Annotated in this window: 12 protein-coding genes; 6 read left to right on the top strand and 6 right to left on the bottom strand. The window is 72.2% G+C overall.

What is annotated here, in order from left to right; translation table 11 throughout:
* Position 1: 1 nt before the first annotated feature.
* The 6 genes from ABT137_RS32710 to ABT137_RS32685 form a co-directional block, all read right to left on the bottom strand.
* Positions 2-1,819, bottom strand: coding sequence for a hypothetical protein (locus tag ABT137_RS32710; protein ID WP_351714721.1), 1,818 nt, complete (start codon positions 1,817-1,819; stop codon positions 2-4).
* A 65-nt stretch (positions 1,820-1,884) separates the two neighbouring features.
* Complete coding sequence (locus ABT137_RS32705) at positions 1,885-3,591, bottom strand: hypothetical protein (RefSeq protein WP_351714720.1); 1,707 nt, start codon at positions 3,589-3,591, stop codon at positions 1,885-1,887.
* A gap of 2 nt (positions 3,592-3,593) precedes the next feature.
* The gene (locus ABT137_RS32700) at positions 3,594-4,496 is read right to left on the bottom strand and encodes a carbohydrate ABC transporter permease (RefSeq protein ID WP_351714719.1); all 903 of its coding nucleotides are present in this window, start codon (positions 4,494-4,496) and stop codon (positions 3,594-3,596) included.
* Entirely contained in the window at positions 4,493-5,404 is a 912-nt protein-coding gene (locus tag ABT137_RS32695) for a carbohydrate ABC transporter permease (protein ID WP_089103517.1), read from the bottom strand. Before ABT137_RS32695 ends, ABT137_RS32700 begins: the two co-directional genes overlap by 4 nt.
* Before the next feature lie 124 nt (positions 5,405-5,528).
* Positions 5,529-6,851, bottom strand: a complete 1,323-nt coding sequence (locus ABT137_RS32690) for an ABC transporter substrate-binding protein (protein WP_351714718.1) — start codon at positions 6,849-6,851, stop codon at positions 5,529-5,531.
* A gap of 276 nt (positions 6,852-7,127) precedes the next feature.
* Positions 7,128-8,261 (bottom strand): ROK family transcriptional regulator, encoded by a 1,134-nt coding sequence (locus ABT137_RS32685; protein WP_351714717.1) that lies wholly within the window; start codon positions 8,259-8,261, stop codon positions 7,128-7,130.
* A gap of 324 nt (positions 8,262-8,585) precedes the next feature.
* Here ABT137_RS32685 and ABT137_RS32680 point away from each other — a divergent pair, with 324 nt between their 5' ends.
* The 6 genes from ABT137_RS32680 (at position 8,586) to ABT137_RS32655 (ending at position 17,863) form a co-directional block, all read left to right on the top strand.
* Complete coding sequence (locus tag ABT137_RS32680) at positions 8,586-9,491, top strand: BadF/BadG/BcrA/BcrD ATPase family protein (protein ID WP_351714716.1); 906 nt, start codon at positions 8,586-8,588, stop codon at positions 9,489-9,491.
* A gap of 292 nt (positions 9,492-9,783) precedes the next feature.
* The gene (locus tag ABT137_RS32675; RefSeq protein WP_351714715.1) at positions 9,784-11,715 is read left to right on the top strand and encodes a phosphatase PAP2 family protein; all 1,932 of its coding nucleotides are present in this window, start codon (positions 9,784-9,786) and stop codon (positions 11,713-11,715) included.
* A gap of 94 nt (positions 11,716-11,809) precedes the next feature.
* A complete protein-coding gene (locus ABT137_RS32670; protein WP_351714714.1) occupies positions 11,810-13,513 on the top strand; it encodes an ArnT family glycosyltransferase in 1,704 nt (567 codons plus the stop codon).
* A 186-nt stretch (positions 13,514-13,699) separates the two neighbouring features.
* Positions 13,700-14,623, top strand: coding sequence for a MurR/RpiR family transcriptional regulator (locus ABT137_RS32665; RefSeq protein ID WP_351714713.1), 924 nt, complete (start codon positions 13,700-13,702; stop codon positions 14,621-14,623).
* 411 nt (positions 14,624-15,034) lie between these two features.
* Positions 15,035-15,418, top strand: a complete 384-nt coding sequence (locus ABT137_RS32660; RefSeq protein ID WP_351714712.1) for a hypothetical protein — start codon at positions 15,035-15,037, stop codon at positions 15,416-15,418.
* Between the two features lie 84 nt (positions 15,419-15,502).
* The gene (locus tag ABT137_RS32655; protein WP_351714711.1) at positions 15,503-17,863 is read left to right on the top strand and encodes a SpoIIE family protein phosphatase; all 2,361 of its coding nucleotides are present in this window, start codon (positions 15,503-15,505) and stop codon (positions 17,861-17,863) included.
* Positions 17,864-17,923 lie beyond the last annotated feature (60 nt).

The raw sequence follows: 17,923 nt of genomic DNA, 5'->3' as shown, positions 1-17,923 counted from the left end.
ACTAGCAGGCGGTGAGGGCGAGTTCGGGCACGCCGTGGGCCTCCTCGGGCCCGATGGCGACCGTGAACGCCTCGGTGTGCACCGTCAGATCGCCCTCGAACGACACCGTGAAGTCCGCGCCGGGCCCGTACCGCACGGCGAACACCTGCAGGTGCTCCGGTGCGCCCGGCGCCGGTTCGGCCTCATAGGCCGTCGAGGTGACCAGGTGGCGCCAGCCCTCGTCCGGGTTGCCGTAGCCGCGCGGGTCGGCGGCGAGGGCGAACGCGGCCTGCTCCTGGGTGAGTTCGGCGCGCGCGTCGAAGTGGTCCACGCCCTGCCGGGCGGGGTGCGTGAGGCGCAGGGCGCCCGCCGCGGCCACCTCGCCCTCGGCGACCCGGCGCACCCGGTCGCCGACGTCCGCCGCGTAGGGCAGCCCGGCCAGCAGGTACGGCGTCCCGCCGAGCCGCTCCACGGCCACCGTCACCCACAGCCGGGTGCCGTCCGTGACGTACAGGGAGCGCACGTGGCGCAGCACGTGGTCACGGCCCACGACCGGCTTGCTGACCAGCTTGGCGGTCAGGCCGTCGGTGTGGACGTCCCGGACCCGGACCTCGCCCATGGGCCGGCAGTACAGGAAGCCGTCCAGGACCGGGCCGAAGCCGTGCTGCCGGTTCACCGCCGCCGGCAGGTAGTAGGTGCCGCCCGCCTCGACCAGGGACGGGGTCATCCGGTGGTCGAAGGCCACCGAGACCGATCCGGCTCGGAGTTGGTGGCGGGCCGGGGCCGTCGCCGGGTCGCGGTGCCAGGGGGTGGTGTCCTGGATCTGCCAGACCAGCATCCAGGCGAAGTGCCCGTCGACACCGCCGTCCGGCTTGACGGCGTGCCGTCCCCAGTTGGTGTCGCCCCGGTAGCGGCCCAGGTCGGAGCCGATCCGGGCGCCGAAGTAGCGCAGCCCGAGGACGGATTCAAAGCCGGAGTGCTGTTCGCTGTAGCGGGGGCCGCCGTTGTCGAAGCCGCCGTTGGGCAGGCGGGCGTCGAGGTAGCGGGCGAGTGCGTCGCCGTCCTCGGCGAACATCTCCGCGCCGCTGATCCGGTGGGCCTGGGCGAGGAAGGACAGGGAGATCGGGCCGTAGTTGTTGTCGTAGGCGCCGCCGTGCTCGGGCGGCAGCAGCGCGCCCCGGTCGGAGACGCGGTGAGCGCGGATCCTGTCGGTGTACAGGGCGAATGCCCGCTCGCGGACCGGCTCCGCCTCCTCGGACGGGAGATGCCGCGCCAGCATCAGGCCGCCGACCACACACCCGATGGCCTGGTTGCCGGCCTCCTGCGGGTTGAAGAAGGTGGCCTCGGTCAGCCAGCGCCAGTAACCGCGGCCCACCTCGACCAGCTCCGCGCGCTGTCCCTCGTCGACCAGGCCGTCCGCGAGGTCGAGGACGTTCACGGTCTGGAGCAGCGCCCAGACCGTGCTGGGCCAGTCCCCGATCGGGTGCGCGCCCGCCGCCAGGACGTAACGGGCGTACGGGAGTCCGGAATTGCGGACGGTGAGGTTCGGGTAGCCGGGGTTGTCCTCGGTGTAGACCCGTTCGCGCAGATGGAAGGCGAGGCTGCGGCGCACCGCCTCCGGCAGCCGCGGGTCCTTGGACCGCTGCCAGGCGAGGGCCAGCAGGGAGGTGACGCCGAGGGAGGTGTCGCCGATGTCGTCGTCCGCGTCGGGGTGTTCGAGGTTGCCCTCGGGGGTGAGGCGGGCCAGGGCCTGTTCGACGACGTCGGCGAGGACCGCGTCGTACGCCTCGGGGGTGGACGGCAGGTCGTGCAGCGGGCCGAGCTGGCGCGGCAGGTGCATCGGAGGGGGTCAGCCCTTCATTCCGGAGGTGGCCGTGGCGTGGGTTGTCAGGGTCGGACGACGGGTCAGGGACGGCGGGCGCGCAGTGTGACGCTCAGTGTCTGAGGGCCGTGCCCACCGAGGTAGACGCGGTTCCCGGTCGACGCGTCGGTGCCGCCCACCACGGTGTGGTCCTGTCCCGGGTCGTACCGTAGTACGTCGCTCCGGTCCGGTCCGGCGAGCGGTTCGCCCGCCTCGACGTCGGCCTCGACCCGGATCTCGTCGGCACCGACCCGGTAGGTCATCGGCCCGGTCGTCAGGCACCAGCGCCCGTCGCCGATCGCTACGGCGCCCTCGGGCACGCCGCCCGGCCGGAAGGTCAGTTCCAGGGCCCAGGGCACCCGTGGTCCGCTGATGTCGATCCGCAGGTCGGCACCGTCGTCCCGCAGCTCCGCCTCGACGCGGGTCGTGTGGGAGACCTCGTCCCGGGGTCGGTCCGGGAAGGCCATCGCGGCCGAGAAGCGTCCCTCGTCCGCCATGCGGTAGGCGCCGTCGGCCCGTCGCCGGTCCGGCGGGAGCGGCTGGTAGTAGGCGGCCGTGAGGGTTTCGGTGAGCCGGTACCGGTTGTCGGCGAGCCGTTCCACATCGGCGGCGCGGAACGGGCCCAGGTCGAAGAATCCCCGGGAGAGCCGGACCGCGTCGAGGACGGCGTCGCCGGCGAACAGGCGCAGGAAGGTGGGGTTGCAGGCGAGGCCCGAGCGGATGCGCCGGTGTCCGGGCACGTCCGAGCCGCCGTACAGGACGCTGTGCGCGGTGGCGGAGGCGCGTGCGGCGAGGCGGGCCGTGGCGATGTACCGGTCGCGGGGAAGGGGTTCCGGCGCCGGTGCCGGCAGTACGCGGCGCAGGTCGGGGCTGAGGAGGGTCTGCGCGAGCAGGTCGGGGTCGTCGATGCCGTCGGCGGCCGCCCGCCGCGCCGCCCGGCTGAAGTCGCCCCGGCCGGTGCGGATCGCGAGCAGCCGGTAGTGCGGCAGGTAGGGCGCCAGCGGGAACGGACGGTTCTGGTCCTGGCGGCGCGAGTGGACGGTCTCCACCGTGCCGTCCGGCCTGATGAGGTCCAGGGTCGCGGTGAGGTTGCGTTCGACGGCGTCCCGCAGGTCGGTGCGGCCGAGGACGTCGGCCAGGAGCAGCAGCGACGGGTTGGAGACGTGGGCCGCGTAGTTGGCGCTGCGCTCCGAGTACAGGCCGTCCGCGTCGATGTCGACGCCCTCGGCGAGCCATGCGTCGACGCGGTCGAGCAGCCGGCTGTCCGGGAACGACCGGTGCAGCCGGGCCAGCGCCGCGCACAGCTCCCAGCGGTGGTTCGGGGTGTGCACCCCACCGGTCAGGAGGGCGCCGGAGGCGGCGCCGGCGATCTCGGCGAGCGCGGCCGTGACGTCGCGCAGTTCCGGCCCCGCGCCCACGGCGAGGACGTGCGCGTCGCACACGTCGTTGACGGTGAACGCGGAATCCGGCGGTGACTGCACGTTGTCGCCGCCGGCGAAGAGGCCGGAGGGGGTCTGCAAGGACCGGAGCGCGGTGAGATGGGTCAGCGCCGCGGCGATGGCCTGCCCGCTGCCGTGCAGGGCCGAGTCCGGGGAGCGGTACGCAGCGACCAGGGTCTTCACCTGGCGTGCCAGGGCGCGGTGGGTGACGTCGGCGGGGTCCTGCTCGGGGTCGGCCGCCAGGGGTGCGGCCGACCGGTCGGCGGCGCCGGCCACCGCGCGGACGAACTCGTGGTCAAGCGGGGTGGACACGGTCAGTCCTTCAGGCCGGCATTGATGTCGGCGCCCATGACGTAGCGCTGGAAGACCAGGAAGATGGCGATCAGCGGGATCATGGAGATGACCGATGCGCCGAGCAGGACCGACCAGTTGATGTTCTGCGCGCCGACGATGCTCTGGATGCCGATCTGCACGGTGAACTTGTTGGGGTCGTTCAGCATCAGCAGCGGCCAGATGTAGTCGTTCCACCGCCACTGGAAGGACAGGATGGCGAGGGTCAGCATGATGGGCCGGGAGAGCGGCACCATGATCCGCAGGAAGATCGACAGTTCGCGGGCGCCGTCGATGCGTGCGGCTTCCACGAGTTCGTCGGGGACCGTGATGAAGAACTGGCGGAACATGAAGCAGCCGGTCGCCGTGAGCACGGCCGGGAGGATGATGCCGGCGAACGAGTTGTAGAGGCCGAGGTTGCGGACCACCAGGAACTCGGGGGCGAGCATGACCTCGCCCGGCAGCATCGTGGTGGCCAGGATGCAGATGAAGAACGCCTTGAGCCACTTGTTGTCGTACTTGGCCAGCGCGTACCCGGTGCAGCAGCTGACGCCCACCGTGAGGATCGTCGTGACCACGCACACGATGGCCGTGTTGATGAAGTACTGGGAGAAGTTGGCACTGCGCCACGCCTGGGAGTAACCCGACAGGGTGGGGTGGTGCGGAATCAGCGTCAGCGGATAGGAGAACAGGTCCCCGGCCGGCTTGAGGGAGCTGAGGATGAACCACAGCACCGGCAGCCCGTAGAGGCACGCCATGATCCACAGCAGTGTCGTCGCGGGTACTGCCCGCCGGAGTCCGCCGCTGCTCGCACCGCGGGACCGCTTTGTGGAAACGGCCCGTCCGGGACCGGCGTCGACCGGGCGTGGCGTGTCTGTGGTTGTCATCGGTTCTCCACCCGCCGGTTGACGATCAGCTGGATGATCGCGACGGCCATCAGGATGAGCATGAGCACGAACGACGCGGCGCTCGCGTAGCCGATCTGGCCCCGTTGGAAGCCGGTCTGATAGATGTACTGAACAAGCAGGTTGTTCGACGTTCCGGGTCCGCCGTTGTTGAGGGAGACGAACACCGGGTATTCCTTCATCGCGTTGATCGTGTTGAGCAGGATCACGATGAACGAGGTGGGCGCAATGCTGGGCAGCGTGATGCTGATGAACTGGCGCCAGGGGCCGGCCCCGTCGAGCGAGGCCGCCTCGTAGTACGACACCGGTACGTTCTTGATCGCCGCGATGAACAGCAGCATCGAGAAGCCCGTCCAGGCCCAGGATGCCGCGAACACCACCACCAGCAGCGACAGGTCCGCGTTCGACTGCCACGGCACGGCGGACCCGCCGAGCTTCTCGATGACGTAGTTGACCAGTCCGAAGTTCTCGCCGAACAGCCACCGCCACAGGACACCCACGACAATGGGCGACAGCAGCCACGGAATGAAGAAGATGACACGGGCGACGGACGCGCCCTTGGCGTGCTTGCTCACCAGCAGGTTGGCGGCGAGCAGTGAGAGCGCGAAGTTCAGCGGAACGAAGAGGACGGTGTACAGCAGCGTCCGGGTCAGCGCGTCGTAGAAGGCGGAGTCCCCGAACAGGTTGTGGTAGTTGTCCAGCCCGATGAACTGGTACGCCCCCACACCCGTGTAGTTCGTGAAGGAGTAGACGAGCCCGATCACCGCCGGCCACGCGAAGAACAGCGCGAAGAGCACGACATTGGCCGCGATGAGGACGAGCGGCGCGAGGGTGTAGGTACTGCGTCTCCTGGGCTGCCTCACGGACACTGCCGCGGCACTTTTTGTCATCTTCCTGACTTCCGTGCTGGTGGATGGATTGCTGTGGGCTCACGCCGTGAGCCCGGCATCACGTGGGCGACCAGGCCCGGGCGGCGGTGTCTCGACCCCGCCGCCCGGGCCCTTGGGCCTACGATCAGCCGCCGACCTGCTGGTTGTAGCCGTCCACGATGTTCTGGAGGGCCTTGTCGGCCGACTGCTGGCCGTTGATCGCCTTGCCGAGCTCCGTCTTGGTCGGGTCGGTGGTGAGGCTCTTGCCCTTCAGCACCCAAGCCGTCTGCGCGTTGTTGAAGTAACCCGAGATCGGGGCGTAGAGCGGGATCTCCTCGTTGTACAGCTTGAACGCCGCCTGCGCCGCGTCGGAGGTGAAGGGGTACTTCGGGGTCAGACCGCTCTCGACCGGCAGGAACCCGGAGGCCTCGACCAGCTCGGTGTACTGCTTCGGGTCGTACACCCAGGACAGGAACTTCTGCGCGGCGGTGGACGCGGCGCCGTTGTTGTTGAAGCCCACCATCATGCCGCCGCTGTTGACGTCACTGGCCTGCACCGGCTGGGCGGGGGTCGGGACGCTCGCCCAGTCGAACTTCTTGATGCTGTCCGCGAAGGAGGCGACCTGCCAGACGCCGGACCAGTAGGCGACCACGTCACCGCTCTGGAACATGGCCGACGGGTCGGCGCCGCTGGTCCACACCGACTTCGGCATGACCTTGTCGTCGTTCAGACCGACGAAGTACTTCACGGCCTTCGTGGTCGCCGCGTCCACCGAGAACTTGCCGGAGGAGTCCGCGTGGACGTACTTCCCGCCCATCTCGTACACCATGGCGCGGAGCCGGGACGGCGACTGGTCGAAGGTCAGGGAGTACTTGGCGCCGGTCTTCTCCCGGACCTTGTTCGCCGCCGCGATGAACTCGGTCCAGGTCCAGGTGTCCGAGGGCGAGGTCGGGACGGCGACACCGGCCTTCTTGAACAGCGTCTTGTTGATGAACAGGCCGGACGCGGTGACGTCCGAGGGGATGGACAGCACCTTCCCGGACGAGTCCTTGGCGAGGAAGTTGGCGTTGATGTTGTAGCTCTTGTTGTTGGCGATGGAGCTGAGGTCGATCAGCTTGCTCGACCAGATCGGGTCAAGCGCCGGCACGTCCGCGACGTCGGGCAGGGAGTTCGCCTGCGCGGCGTTGTGCAGCTTCGTCGGGTAGCCGTCGTAGGGGATGTTGACGAGCTTGACGTCGACGCCGGCTTCCTTCTTGTACTGCGCCACCAGCTTCTTCCAGCCCGCGTCCTGTCCCGGAACCGTGGAGATCCAGAACGTCAGCGACTTGGAGGTCCCGCCCGAGCCGGACCCCGACCCGCAGGCGGAGAGCAGCAGGGCTCCTGCCGAGGCCACGGCAGCGAGGGGAATCAGGCGGCGCATACCGCCGCGGCCGAGTCGGCTGGTGCGCCGCACACCCACAGTGGTCATCTTCGATCCCATTTCGTCGAACGGACGGAGCACGGCGCCGGCTGAGGCGGCACGGGTGCATTTTGAAGGAAAAGTCACTTTCCGGGGGGCGCGGCCTCGCCCGGCCGCATCGTCCACGCGGGGCGAGATCCCCGGCCGTCCTGGCCGTCACCGCACGGGCACGCCCTCGCGCGGTTGCCGTACGTCGTGTACGGGCTGGGAGGCTCACCCCAAGTCGGCGTCCCGGCCGACTTAGAAAGCGCTTGTCCGGACATTGGCAGACCGATTAGGAAGCCGTCAATCCTTCGCCTGCGCGCCTTCGGTCACGGTTTGGACTCCCTTGGCCACGGCGAGCCGGGCGGCACCCACCACGGTACCGAGGTCGCCGATCTGGCTGCTGACCACCTCGGTGGGCCAGCTCAGCCGCCCCAGCTCGGCCCGCACCCCGGGCAGGACCTGCGGGTCCGCGCCCGTGCTGCCGCCCAGCACGATCAGCCCCGGGTCCAGTACGGCGGCCACCGCGGCGGCCAGCCGGCCCACGTCGGCGGCGTGCCGGGCGACGACGGCACGCGCGGGCTCCCGGCCCTGGGCGGCCAGCGCGAAGAGCCGGTCGGCGGTGCGCGGGCACGGACCGTCGGTTTCCGGCCAGGCCTCGGCCGCCCGGCGCAGCAGGGCCTGCGAGCCTACGTAGGCCTCCAGGGCCTCCTGGCGGGGTTCCCGGTCGTCGTCCCAGGGGTAGGGCAGCCGGGCGAGCTCACCGGCCGCGCCGTTGGCGCCGCGCAGCACGTGGCCGCCGATGACGATGCCCAGACCGATACCGACGCCGATCCGCAGGTAGCCGAAGGTACGGCGGCCCCGGGCGGCGCCCTCGTGGAGTTCGGCGAGGGCCGCGCAGTTCACGTTGTTCTCCAGGTGGACGGGCACCCCCGGCGGCAGGGCGACGGAGACCGCGTCGAAGACGGGCCCGGCCTTGGCGGTCGCCGGGCGCATCCCGGTGCCCGCCCGGTCGGGGGCGGTGACGTCACCGATGGCGACGACGATGGCCCGCAGCGGGGCCCCGGCGGGCAGCGCGGCCAGGGCCTCGCGGACGGCGTCGGCCGCCCGGGTGCGGGGCGTGTCCGCCTCGGCGAGCAGGGTGCCGTCCAGGGCGCAGGCGCGGACCCGGGTGCGGGCCGGGCCGAGATCGACGGCCAGGACCGAGCCGGAGGCGGGCCCGAGGCCGTAGACGGCGGCGGAGCGGCCGGTGCCACTGGAGGCGGTGCCGGAGTGGGTGGCAAGACCGGCTCCCTCCAGCTCCGCGACGGCGGCGGAGACCGTCGGCTTGGACAGGCCGGCGAGGCTCGCGAGCTGCGGCCGGGTGGCGCTGCCGGCCTGGGCCAGCACGGCGAAGACCGCGCCGGCGCTCTCGGTGAGCCGGGGGGCCTCAGCCACGACGTGTTCCACAGTTCCCCCATGGGTCAGGGGCCGCGCTCCCCCGGGTGCCGGGGGAGGCGGCGATGCGGTGCCCTTGTGCCGCGCGGTTCTGGCCTCGACAGCGTCCCGTTGATCGAGTCCGCGGCAACTCTTGACGCACTGTACTTCGTTAGTTAACTTCCTAACGAAGTACACGGTACTCGCCTGCCGTGCTCCGCAAGAAGCCCGTCCCGGGGCTTCCCGACTTGCACAACTCCTGTTCGGCCAGGCACGGTTCGCCCGCCGTCGTAGCACAGTGCCAAGCTCTTCGGCGCTGTTCGCCCAGACGACGAAAGAGGATCCGTGCAGGACGCACCTTCTTCCCCGCTTGTGGTCGGCATCGACGTCGGCGGCACCAAGACCCAGCTCCGCGCCGTCGCCGGCCCGGAGCGGGTCGCCGACCACGTCCGTCCGAGCAGCGGCTGGCGGCCGCACGACCCGGCCGCCGCGGCCCGCTGGCTGACCGCGCTGGTCCACGATGCCCTGCCCCCCGGCACCCGCCCGGCCGCCCTGGCCGTCGGCGGGCACGCCTGTGAGACCCCCCGCCAGTGCGCCGGCATCGCCGCCGCGCTGCGGGACCTCCTCGGCGTGCCCGTCCGGGTGGTGGGCGACGCGGAGCTCCTCGTCCCCGCCGCCGGCCTGGACAAGGGTGTCGGCCTGGTCGCCGGCACCGGCTCGGTGGCCGTCGGCCGGCAGGCCGACGGCAGCCCCGTGCAGGTGGGCGGCTGGGGCGCGGTCCTCGGCGACGAGGGCGGCGCCGCCGGACTCGTCCGGGAGGCCGCCCGCGCCGTCTGGGCCGCGCACGACCGCGGCGAGGCCCCCGACGCGCTCGCGACCGGGCTCGTCGCCGCCTTCGAGGTGGCCGAGGTACCCGCGCTCGGCGCCGCCCTTGAGGGCGCCTCCGACGTCTCCGCCGAGTGGGGCCGGCACGCCCCGGTGCTCTTCGCCGCGGCCGACGCGGGCTCCCGGCTCGCCGCCGACGTGATAGCCGACGGCGGCCGCGCCCTCGCCGCCCTCGTGGCCCGGCTCGCCGCCCGCGGTCTCGCCGTGGACGACGTGGTGGTCGCGGGCGGCACGATCCTCTCCCAGCCGCGGCTGTACGACGCCTTCGCCGCCGCCCTCGCCGAGGCCGTACCCGGCGCCCGGCCACAGCCGTTGCGACTCCCGCCGGTCGAGGGAGCGGTGGCGCTGGCGCGTTCGGTCCTGTGAGAAACCTGTCCGCAGCCCGTCCGGTCCCACGTGCCTGGACCACGGGCCGTTCGACGCTGCGAACACGCAGGTCCCGGGCGGTTCTTCCTGTGAACCACCGGGCTGCCGTTCAACTCCGGTCCATGTCCCGGTCGTTGGACCATGGCCACCGGGACACGGACCGGTCCTAGAACTTCGCTCGTTCAACACTTTTCCCACGCGAACCCACACGCCCCCGCACATCGGGCGCACCGGGCGTTCGCGTCGACTCCCCTCCGGCCGCCGCGCCGTAGAACTCGAGAGAGGCACCTCCATGCCGTCACCTGCCGGGCACCACCCCGCTTCTCCGGCCCGTGGACTCGCCGTCGGCCGACGGGGATTCCTCAAGACCTCGCTCGGCGCGTCGGCGGGTGTGCTGGCCGCCCCGACCTTCGTCGGCTGGCTCGCGGCCGCCGACGCCAAGGCCGCCACGGCCCTGGCGTTCGTCGACGACTACAAGACGAACATCAGCACCAACCTCACCGCCGACACCAACGCGGTGGTGCGCATCCTCGGCGGCTTCGCGCAGATCTGGAAGACCGGTTCCGCCTGGAACACCGGCAGCGTGCTGCGCGCGGACATCCTGCGCGACAACATGCGGTACTGCGCCAAGATCACCAGAAAGCGCAGCGCCGCCGACGCGAAGAAGGCGTTCCTCTACGACCGCCAGCACCAGAGCTACGCGATGATCGTCGGCCTCGGCCCGCTCGCCGACCTCTACAAGGCCGGTGCCCTCGCGGTCACCTCGATCACCAGCGCGCCCGACGGCACCCCCGCCACCACCATCAACGACGCCGTCCCGGCCGACGCCCCGGCGGGCGCGGCGCTCGGCGCGGGCTCGCACGACTCCGCGCTGGGCAAGGTGGCCACCCTGGTCGACACCCTGCGCGGCAACTACGCGTCCGGCAACCCGTCCAAGTACGCCTACCAGTACCCGCGTCCGTGGCGCATGAACGAGGACAGCGAGGTCGTCGACACCGGCACGACCGACGCGTACGGCTACCCGGTCTACGAGTCCGACGTGGTCGTCGCCCCGCAGCTGCTGCGCCAGCGCAGCACCTCCCCCACCGACGACGCCGGCTTCCCGTCCGGCCACACCAACGCCTTCCACCTGGCGGGCCTCGCCTACGCGTACGCGGTGCCGGAGCGCTTCCAGGAGCTGGTCGCCCGCGCGCTGGAGCTGAGCGACACCCGGATCATCGCGGGCATGCACAACACGGTCGACGTGATCGGCGGCCGCGTCATGGCCACCGCCCTGGCCGCCGCCACCCTCGCCGACCCGGCCAACGCCGACCTCAAGGCAGCCGCCCGCGCCCAGGCCCTCGCGTACTTCGAGGCGCAGACCGGCAGCACCTCCGACACCCTGTACGCCTACGCCCACTCCGCCGGCACCGCCACCGACCCGTACGCCGACCGCGAGGCCAACGAGCGCGCGGCCACGCCCCGGCTGACGTACATCCTGGACCGGGAGGGCCGCGAGCTGCCGTTCGCCGTGCCCAAGGGCGCGGAGGTGCTGCTGGAGACCCGGCAGCCGTACCTCACCGCCGACCAGCGCCGCGAGGTGCTGCGCACCACCGGCCTGCCCTCCGGGTACGTGCTGCTGGACGGCCCGGAGCAGTGGGGCCGCCTCAACCTGTTCGCCGCCGCCGACGGTTACGGCGCCTTCGACGCGGACGTCGCGGTCACCCTGGACGCGGCGGCCGGCGGGTTCGCGGCGGCCGACACCTGGCGCAACGACATCGACGGCCACGGCGCGCTCACCAAGAAGGGCACCGGCACGCTGACCCTGACCGGCGACAACCGCTACCGGGGCGGCACCGTGCTGGCCGCCGGCACCCTGGTCGCCGCCTCCGAGGACGCGCTGGGCCGCGGTGACGTCCGGGTCTCGGCCGGCACCCTGCGGGTTACCGGGGAGCTGTTCGTGCGCGGCACGTACACGCAGGACGCGGGCGCCCTGGAGGTCACCCTGGCCAAGGGCCGCAAGGCGCCGCTGACGGTGAAGCACCTGGCCGTCCTCGGCAGGGGCACCACCCTGTCCCTCACCCTCGACACCGAGCGCCCGCCGGCCGCGGGCAGCACCCTGCCGGTCGTCGACGCTCCGCGGCTGCGCGGCCAGTTCGACAAGGTGGAGCTGAACTCCGCCACGCTGCGGGCCGTACCCGTGTACACGGCAGACGGTCTGTCGGTACGACTCGTGAAGCGGTGACGCGCCCGGTGGCGGGAGCGATGCGACAGTAGGGCCCATGGCTGCTCGTGATCGCTCCCGTCACCGCGGGCCCGGTGTCCCCGCGGGGCGGAAGATGGCAAGCGAACAGCAGTCGGTCCTCGAACCCGACGTCCCCGACCTCCCCGGCGTCCCCGCCGACCCCGGGCCGCTCCCCCGGCGCACCACCGCGGCCCGGCTGACCGCCGCCCTGCGCGCCCGCCGCCGGTGGCTGGTGCCGGTCCTCGCGGTGCTGCTGCTCGCCCAGATGGCGACGGCCATGGTGACCACCGCCGTCCAGCAGACACCCACCATCGACGAGCCGGTGTACGTGGCCACGGCGACCGACTACCTCCACGAGCACCGGCTGCGCTACAACACCGAGCACCCGCCGCTCGGCAAGCTCGTCGTCATGGCCGGCCTCGCCGTCGCCGACCCGCACTACGACCCGTCGTACCAGGGCGACCAGGGGCAGGTGGGACAGCATCTGCTGTACGCGTCCGGCAACGACCCCTGGCGGGTGATGCTGTGGGCGCGACTGCCGGTGATCGTGCTGACGCTGCTGTTCGGTCTGGTGGCGTTCGCCTTCGCCCGCGAGGTCCTCGGTACCGCCGCCGGGCTGCTGGCGCTCGCCCTGTACTGCTTCTCCCCCGACGTGATCGCGCACGGCTCGCTGGCCACCCTGGACGTGCCGTCGGCCGGGTTCGTGCTGACCTCGGCCTGGCTGGTGTGGCGGGCCCGGCGCCGGCCCCGGCTGTACCTGCCCCTGGCGGGGGCCGCGCTGGGGGCCTCGGTGGCGACGAAGATGAGCGCGCTGCCCGCGATCCCGGTGCTCGTGGCTCTGGCGGTGGTGTCGGTGTGGGGGGCGCGCCCGGGGCGTGCGCTGCGCGCCCTCGCCGCGGCCGCCGTGGTGGCCGTGACCGCGGTCGCCGTCGTCTGGCTCTCCTACCTGGCGGTCGATCCCCGGCTCCGTCCGCTGTCCGCCGAGCCCGTGCCGGCGGTGCCCGGACTGCGGGGCCTCCTGGTCGACCTGATGCCCTTCCCACAGGCCTACCGGGACGGCATGCGCATGCAGTTCGCCCTGGAGGACTACCCCTGGCAGGGCTACCTGTTCGGGCACCTCTACACCGGCTCCCGCTGGTACTACCTGCCGGCCGCCCTGCTGGTGAAGACCCCGCTCGGCATGCTGGCGCTGTGGGCGGCCGGTGCCGTCGCGCTGGTGGCGGTACGGCGGTTGCGGCGGGCCGCGCCGTACCTGCTGCTGCCGCCGGCCGTGCTGCTGGCCTCGGCGATGACCGGGTCACGGGACTTCGGGACGCGGTACGCGGTCTTCATGCCGATGTTCCTCGCGGTGGCCGGTGCCGCGGTCCTGACGGTGCGCCGGCGGTGGGCGCGGCCGGTGGGCGGGGCGCTGGTGCTGTTCGTCGCGGTGAGCTCGCTGCGCGCGTTCCCGTTCTATCTGCCGTACGCCAACGAGGCGTTCGGGGGTCCGGCGAAGACGCATCTGTGGCTGCACGACTCCAACGTGGACTGGGGGCAGGACCTGGGCCGGCTCGCCGACCGGCTGAAGGAGCGTTACCCGGGCGAGCGGATCTGGCTGGTCTACAAGGGCAGTGGCGTCCCGGCGTACTACGGCATCCACGCCACCGACCCCCGCAAGGTGCCGCCCGGGCAGGTGCACGGACTGCTGGTCGTCTCGGACTCGTCGGCCGCCAAGGCACGAGGCGCACTGGCCGAATTGATCGACACCAGCCGTCCGGTCGATGATGTCGGTCATTCGATCACCATCTATCGGCGGTGACCGTACGATCCACCCGATCCACCGGCGAGGTCCACCGCATCCGCCGCCGGTGAGCGCCGGAATCCCGGTGCTGTTTCCGCATCCTTGGCGTTCGGCGCCGGGACGGTCCGGCGTACCGCACAACCCCTGGTCACCACGGTCCGTGAGCTATGTTGAGTCCTCGTGGGAGACAAAGGAGGCGCTTCGGTGCCATCGCCGCAGCAGGCCCGGGCCCAGGCATCCGCGATCACCTCGGGCAAAACCGTGCCGGAGGCGGAGGCCGCGCCCACCTCCCAGCTCCGCGAGCTCTTCGACGGTCCCCGGCTCTCCCCCGGCCAGCGCCGCATCGCCCAGTACCTGATCGACCACATCACCGAGGCGGCCTTCCTGTCGATCACCGACCTGGCCGAGCGGGTCGGGGTCAGCCAGCCGTCGGTGACCCGGTTCGCGGGCGCGGTCGGCTTCAGCGGTTACCCCGCGCTGCGCGAGCGGCTCCAGTCGATCGCGCTGCGCACCCTGGCGGGCGGCACCGGGGCCGCCACCGAGCAGCGCAGCAACGAGCTCCAGGCCGCCGTGGACGCCGAGATCGAGAACCTGGAGAACCTGCGCCGGGACTTCGCCGACCCGGACCGGGTGATCTGGATCGGCCGCCAGCTGTCCCAGTCGTCCCCGCTGACCGTGCTGGGCCTGCGCATCTCCGTCTCGCTGGCGGAGTACTTCGCCTACGCCGCCCGCCGTATCCACCCCGATGTACGTGTGGTGACCCGGGGCGGCAGCGTGGCCTACGACGCGCTGCTGCAGTCGCGCGAAGCGGGCGGCACCTGGGTGCTGGCGTTCGGCATGCCGCGGCACGCTCAGGAGACGCTGACGGCGATCCGGGTGGCGCGCACGGCGGGGCTGCGGGTCGCGCTGGTGACCGACCTGGCGCTCGGCGCGCTGGCCGACGAGGCCGACGTCACCTTCAGCACCGGCATCGGGTCCCGCCTGGTCTTCGACACCTACGCGGCGCCCGGTCTGATGGCCGCCGCCCTGCTCCAGGCCATGACCGACGCCGACCCCGGGCGCACCCAGGCGCGGCTGGAGGAGTACGAGCAGGTGGCCGAGGAGCACCAGTTCTTCCTCAAGGACTGACCCCGGATCCGACGTCCTCCGCATGACCGCGTAGAGGGAGTATTCACCTCATTTCGCGCATGAATGTTTTCATACGTCTTGCAAACCGGACGGCATATATAAATACTGCTGAACGGATCACCCCCGGCCCACTCCGGGCACGTTCCGCACCCGAGGACGCACCGCTCGCACCCGCCCCCAGAAAGCCGACGGACCGCCCATGCGCACGCAGCACCAACCGCAGTGCCGGCGGCCGACGCCCGGGGCCTCGCACGGACACCCCCAGCCGCCGTCTCCTACCCGCGTCGGCGCCGGGGATGTTCGAACGGGCATCGCCTGTGCGATTCGCCCGCGGCGGCTCCGGCCATCCCCTAGGCCGGAGCCGCCCAGATCCCCGTCGAGCACCCTCACGACGCCGCACACCGGGAAGCGATGACCATGACTCTGACGACGACCGCGCGCATCAGCCCCGACTGGCCCTGCCAGGTCAAGGCACCGGGGAGTTACGACTGGGAGCGCTCCGCCGCCAAGTGGCTGCGCGAGCTGGTCCCGGCCCGCTACGCCAGCTACCCGGCGCTGATCCGGCACCCCGTGCTGCTCGCCCGGCACGCGCAGATCCAGGTCCAGCAGGAGGTCCGGGTGGCGCGCACGGCGCTGCAGACCGCACGCGCCGAACTGCCCCTGCTCGGCCTGCCGGAGTCGGTCATCGAGCACACCATCAAGCTGTACGCGGCCGAGGTCATGCAGCTGCAGCACATCGCCCGCAGCGTCCGCGCGGTCACCGAGGCACTCGTCGGGCACAGCACCGGCCGCTGACCATATCCGTCCGCGGATGCCCATATCCTTCACGGATCGGGTGCAAGTGTGATCGGATGCACCTTCTTGTGCCATGCTCGACCCGTGACGAGCGAGTACGTGCCGGCCGTGGACACCGGTGCCGTCGCCGAGCTGGCAGCCCTGGCCAGGATCGTGTCCAGGCAGCGCGCCGAGCTGGACCGACTGCGGGAATCGGCGGCAACTTCCGCGGTCGTGGAGCGTGCCAAGGGTGCGCTGATGACCACCACGGGCTGCTCCCCCGACGCCGCGCACGAGGCCCTGCTGAACCGGGCCGAGGCCGGGAACCGCACGCTGCTGGAGGAGTGCTGGCTCACCCTCGGCGCCCTGACGCCCACCGCGCCCGCCGCCGGGGCCCTCGCCACCGAACCGCCCGCCCCGGCCGTGCCCCGGACGTCGCCCGCCCCGCCCGGCACCGCCGAGATCCTCGGCCGTCTCGGCACGGCCCTGCTGCACGTCGGCTCCCCGCAGGAGCTGGCCGGGGCGCTCCGTGAACACCTGGCGCCCCGGGTCGACGCCGACGCGGTGCTGTTGTACCGGCGGCTGCCGCCCGGCGACGGGCTCGAACTGATCGGGCACTCGGGGCTGGACGCGGCAATCGCCGCCCAGTGGCACCGGGTTCCGCCGCTGCAGGGGTTCGCTCCGCTCCAGGCGCTCAAGGCCGGTGAGCCGCTGTGGCTGGAGGACTTCGCCGAGGACCGGCAGGAGTTCCAGCTCATCGACGAGCCGCCCGGGCGCTGGCTGTCCCGGGCCTGGCTGCCGGTGTCGGCGGACGTGGCCCTCGGGGTACTGCGCCGGCCCGCGGCCGCCTTCGGGCTCGCGGACCGTGAGCTGCTGCAGTCCGTCGCCCGGCTGAGCGCCGGCCGGCTCGGCGCCCTGGACACCCCCGCCGAGCCGGTGGCCTCGGACCTCTCCGCGGCGGTGCAGTCGGTGCTGGACGCGCTTCCGGGAGCCGCGGTCCTGCTGATCCCGCTGCGCACCGCCACCGGGGAGGTGGAGGACTACCGCATCGAGGCGGCCACTCCGGGCGCCGTCGACATCCTCGGCCGCACCGGTCGCGAGCTGATCGGCTCGCACATCCTGGAGAGCTATCCCTCCGTCGCCGGCGAGTCGCTGTGGCAGGGCTATCTGAAGGCGCTCGGCGGAGGCGAGCCGTACGAGGGCGAGCCGTTCGTCTACGAGGAGGTCGTCGCGGGGGTGACCGTGACCGCCACCTACTCAGTGCGCGCCGCGCGGCTCGGCGACGGACTGCTGGTGACCTGGCTGCGGCACGACACGGAGGCGCGACAGGAGCAGCGGCTGGCGGACATGCAGCGGCTGGGCAACCTGGGCTGGGCGAACTGGAACCTGATTACCCATCAGGTCAGCTGGTCCTCCCAGGTGTACACCATCCTGGGCCGCGACCCGGGGCGCGGAGCGGTCCCGCTCGACCGGCTGCCGGACCTGGTGCTGCCCGAGGACGCCCACGCGTTGGCCCGCGCCGTCTCCGAACTAGCCCGCTCCGGCCGGTCGTTCGACGTGCCGTTCCGGATCAGGACCGGGAACGCCGTACGGCATCTGCGGGCCGTGGCGGAGGCAGTGGCCGCCCCGGACGGCACGGTCGTCGAGGTGCACGGGTTCGTGCAGGACCTCACCGCGCAGCGCAGCGCCGAACTCGCCCTGGTGGACAGCGAGCGCGCGATCCTGATGCAGCGTGGCGTGCTGGAGGCCGAGCGTGCGCTCGCCGCCCGACTCCAGCACGCGCTGCTGCCGCTGCCCAGCAATCCGGTGCGGCTGCACGGGCTGCGCGTCGAGGTCGCCTATCTGCCCGCACAGGCGGGGGTGCATGTCGGCGGTGACTGGTTCAGTGCCGTCGAACTGCCGGACGACACCGCGCTGTTCGTGGTCGGCGACGTGGCGGGCCACGGCGTCGACGCCGTGGCCACGATGGCCCAGCTGCGGTTCACCGCCAAGGGCATGGTGAGCACCGGCTCCTCCCTGACCGGTGCGCTGGCCCGGCTCAACTTCCTGCTCCTGCACTCGCGCGACGCCCAGTCCACCGCGACGCTCGTCCTCGCCCGCTACGACCCGGCCGAGCGGCGTCTCACCTGGGCCCAGGCGGGTCACCCGCCGCCCCTCCTCCTGCGCGGCGGCAGGGCCTACCGCCTCGACCGTCCGGCCGGCATGCTGCTCGGCGCGTCGGCGGCGCCGGTCTACGAGTCCGCCGAGTTCCTGCTGGAGCCCGGCGACCGGCTGCTGCTGTACACCGACGGCCTGGTCGAGCGGCCCGGCGAGGACATCGACGCGGGCCTGGACCGCCTGGCCGCGGCCGCGCTCGCCGCCGGACCCGCCTCCCTGGACGCGCTGCTCGCAGCGATGCTGGCGGGCGAACGGCGGGACGACGTGTGCGTGCTGGACATCCGGGTGCCGGTGTCGGACGAGGAGTAGTCGCCCCCCTAGCCGGCCCTCCAGGCCGTCACCCCTCCAGGCCGTCAGCCGTCCAGGCCG

It is taken from the genome of Streptomyces sp. NPDC001980 (genome assembly GCF_040296885.1).
Classification (GTDB): Bacteria; Actinomycetota; Actinomycetes; order Streptomycetales; family Streptomycetaceae; genus Streptomyces.
This window is presented reverse-complemented; position numbering and strand designations above follow the sequence as displayed.

Excerpts from the sequence above, each read along its gene's own strand:
- ABT137_RS32710 (WP_351714721.1), bottom strand. The coding sequence starts at position 1,819 with ATGCACCTGCCGCGCCAGCTCGGCCCGCTGCACGACCTGCCGTCCACC.
- ABT137_RS32700 (WP_351714719.1), bottom strand. The coding sequence starts at position 4,496 with ATGACAACCACAGACACGCCACGCCCGGTCGACGCCGGTCCCGGACGG.
- ABT137_RS32695 (WP_089103517.1), bottom strand. The coding sequence starts at position 5,404 with ATGACAAAAAGTGCCGCGGCAGTGTCCGTGAGGCAGCCCAGGAGACGC.
- ABT137_RS32690 (WP_351714718.1), bottom strand. The coding sequence starts at position 6,851 with ATGACCACTGTGGGTGTGCGGCGCACCAGCCGACTCGGCCGCGGCGGT.
- ABT137_RS32675 (WP_351714715.1), top strand. The coding sequence starts at position 9,784 with ATGCCGTCACCTGCCGGGCACCACCCCGCTTCTCCGGCCCGTGGACTC.
- ABT137_RS32670 (WP_351714714.1), top strand. The coding sequence starts at position 11,810 with ATGGCAAGCGAACAGCAGTCGGTCCTCGAACCCGACGTCCCCGACCTC.
- ABT137_RS32660 (WP_351714712.1), top strand. The coding sequence starts at position 15,035 with ATGACCATGACTCTGACGACGACCGCGCGCATCAGCCCCGACTGGCCC.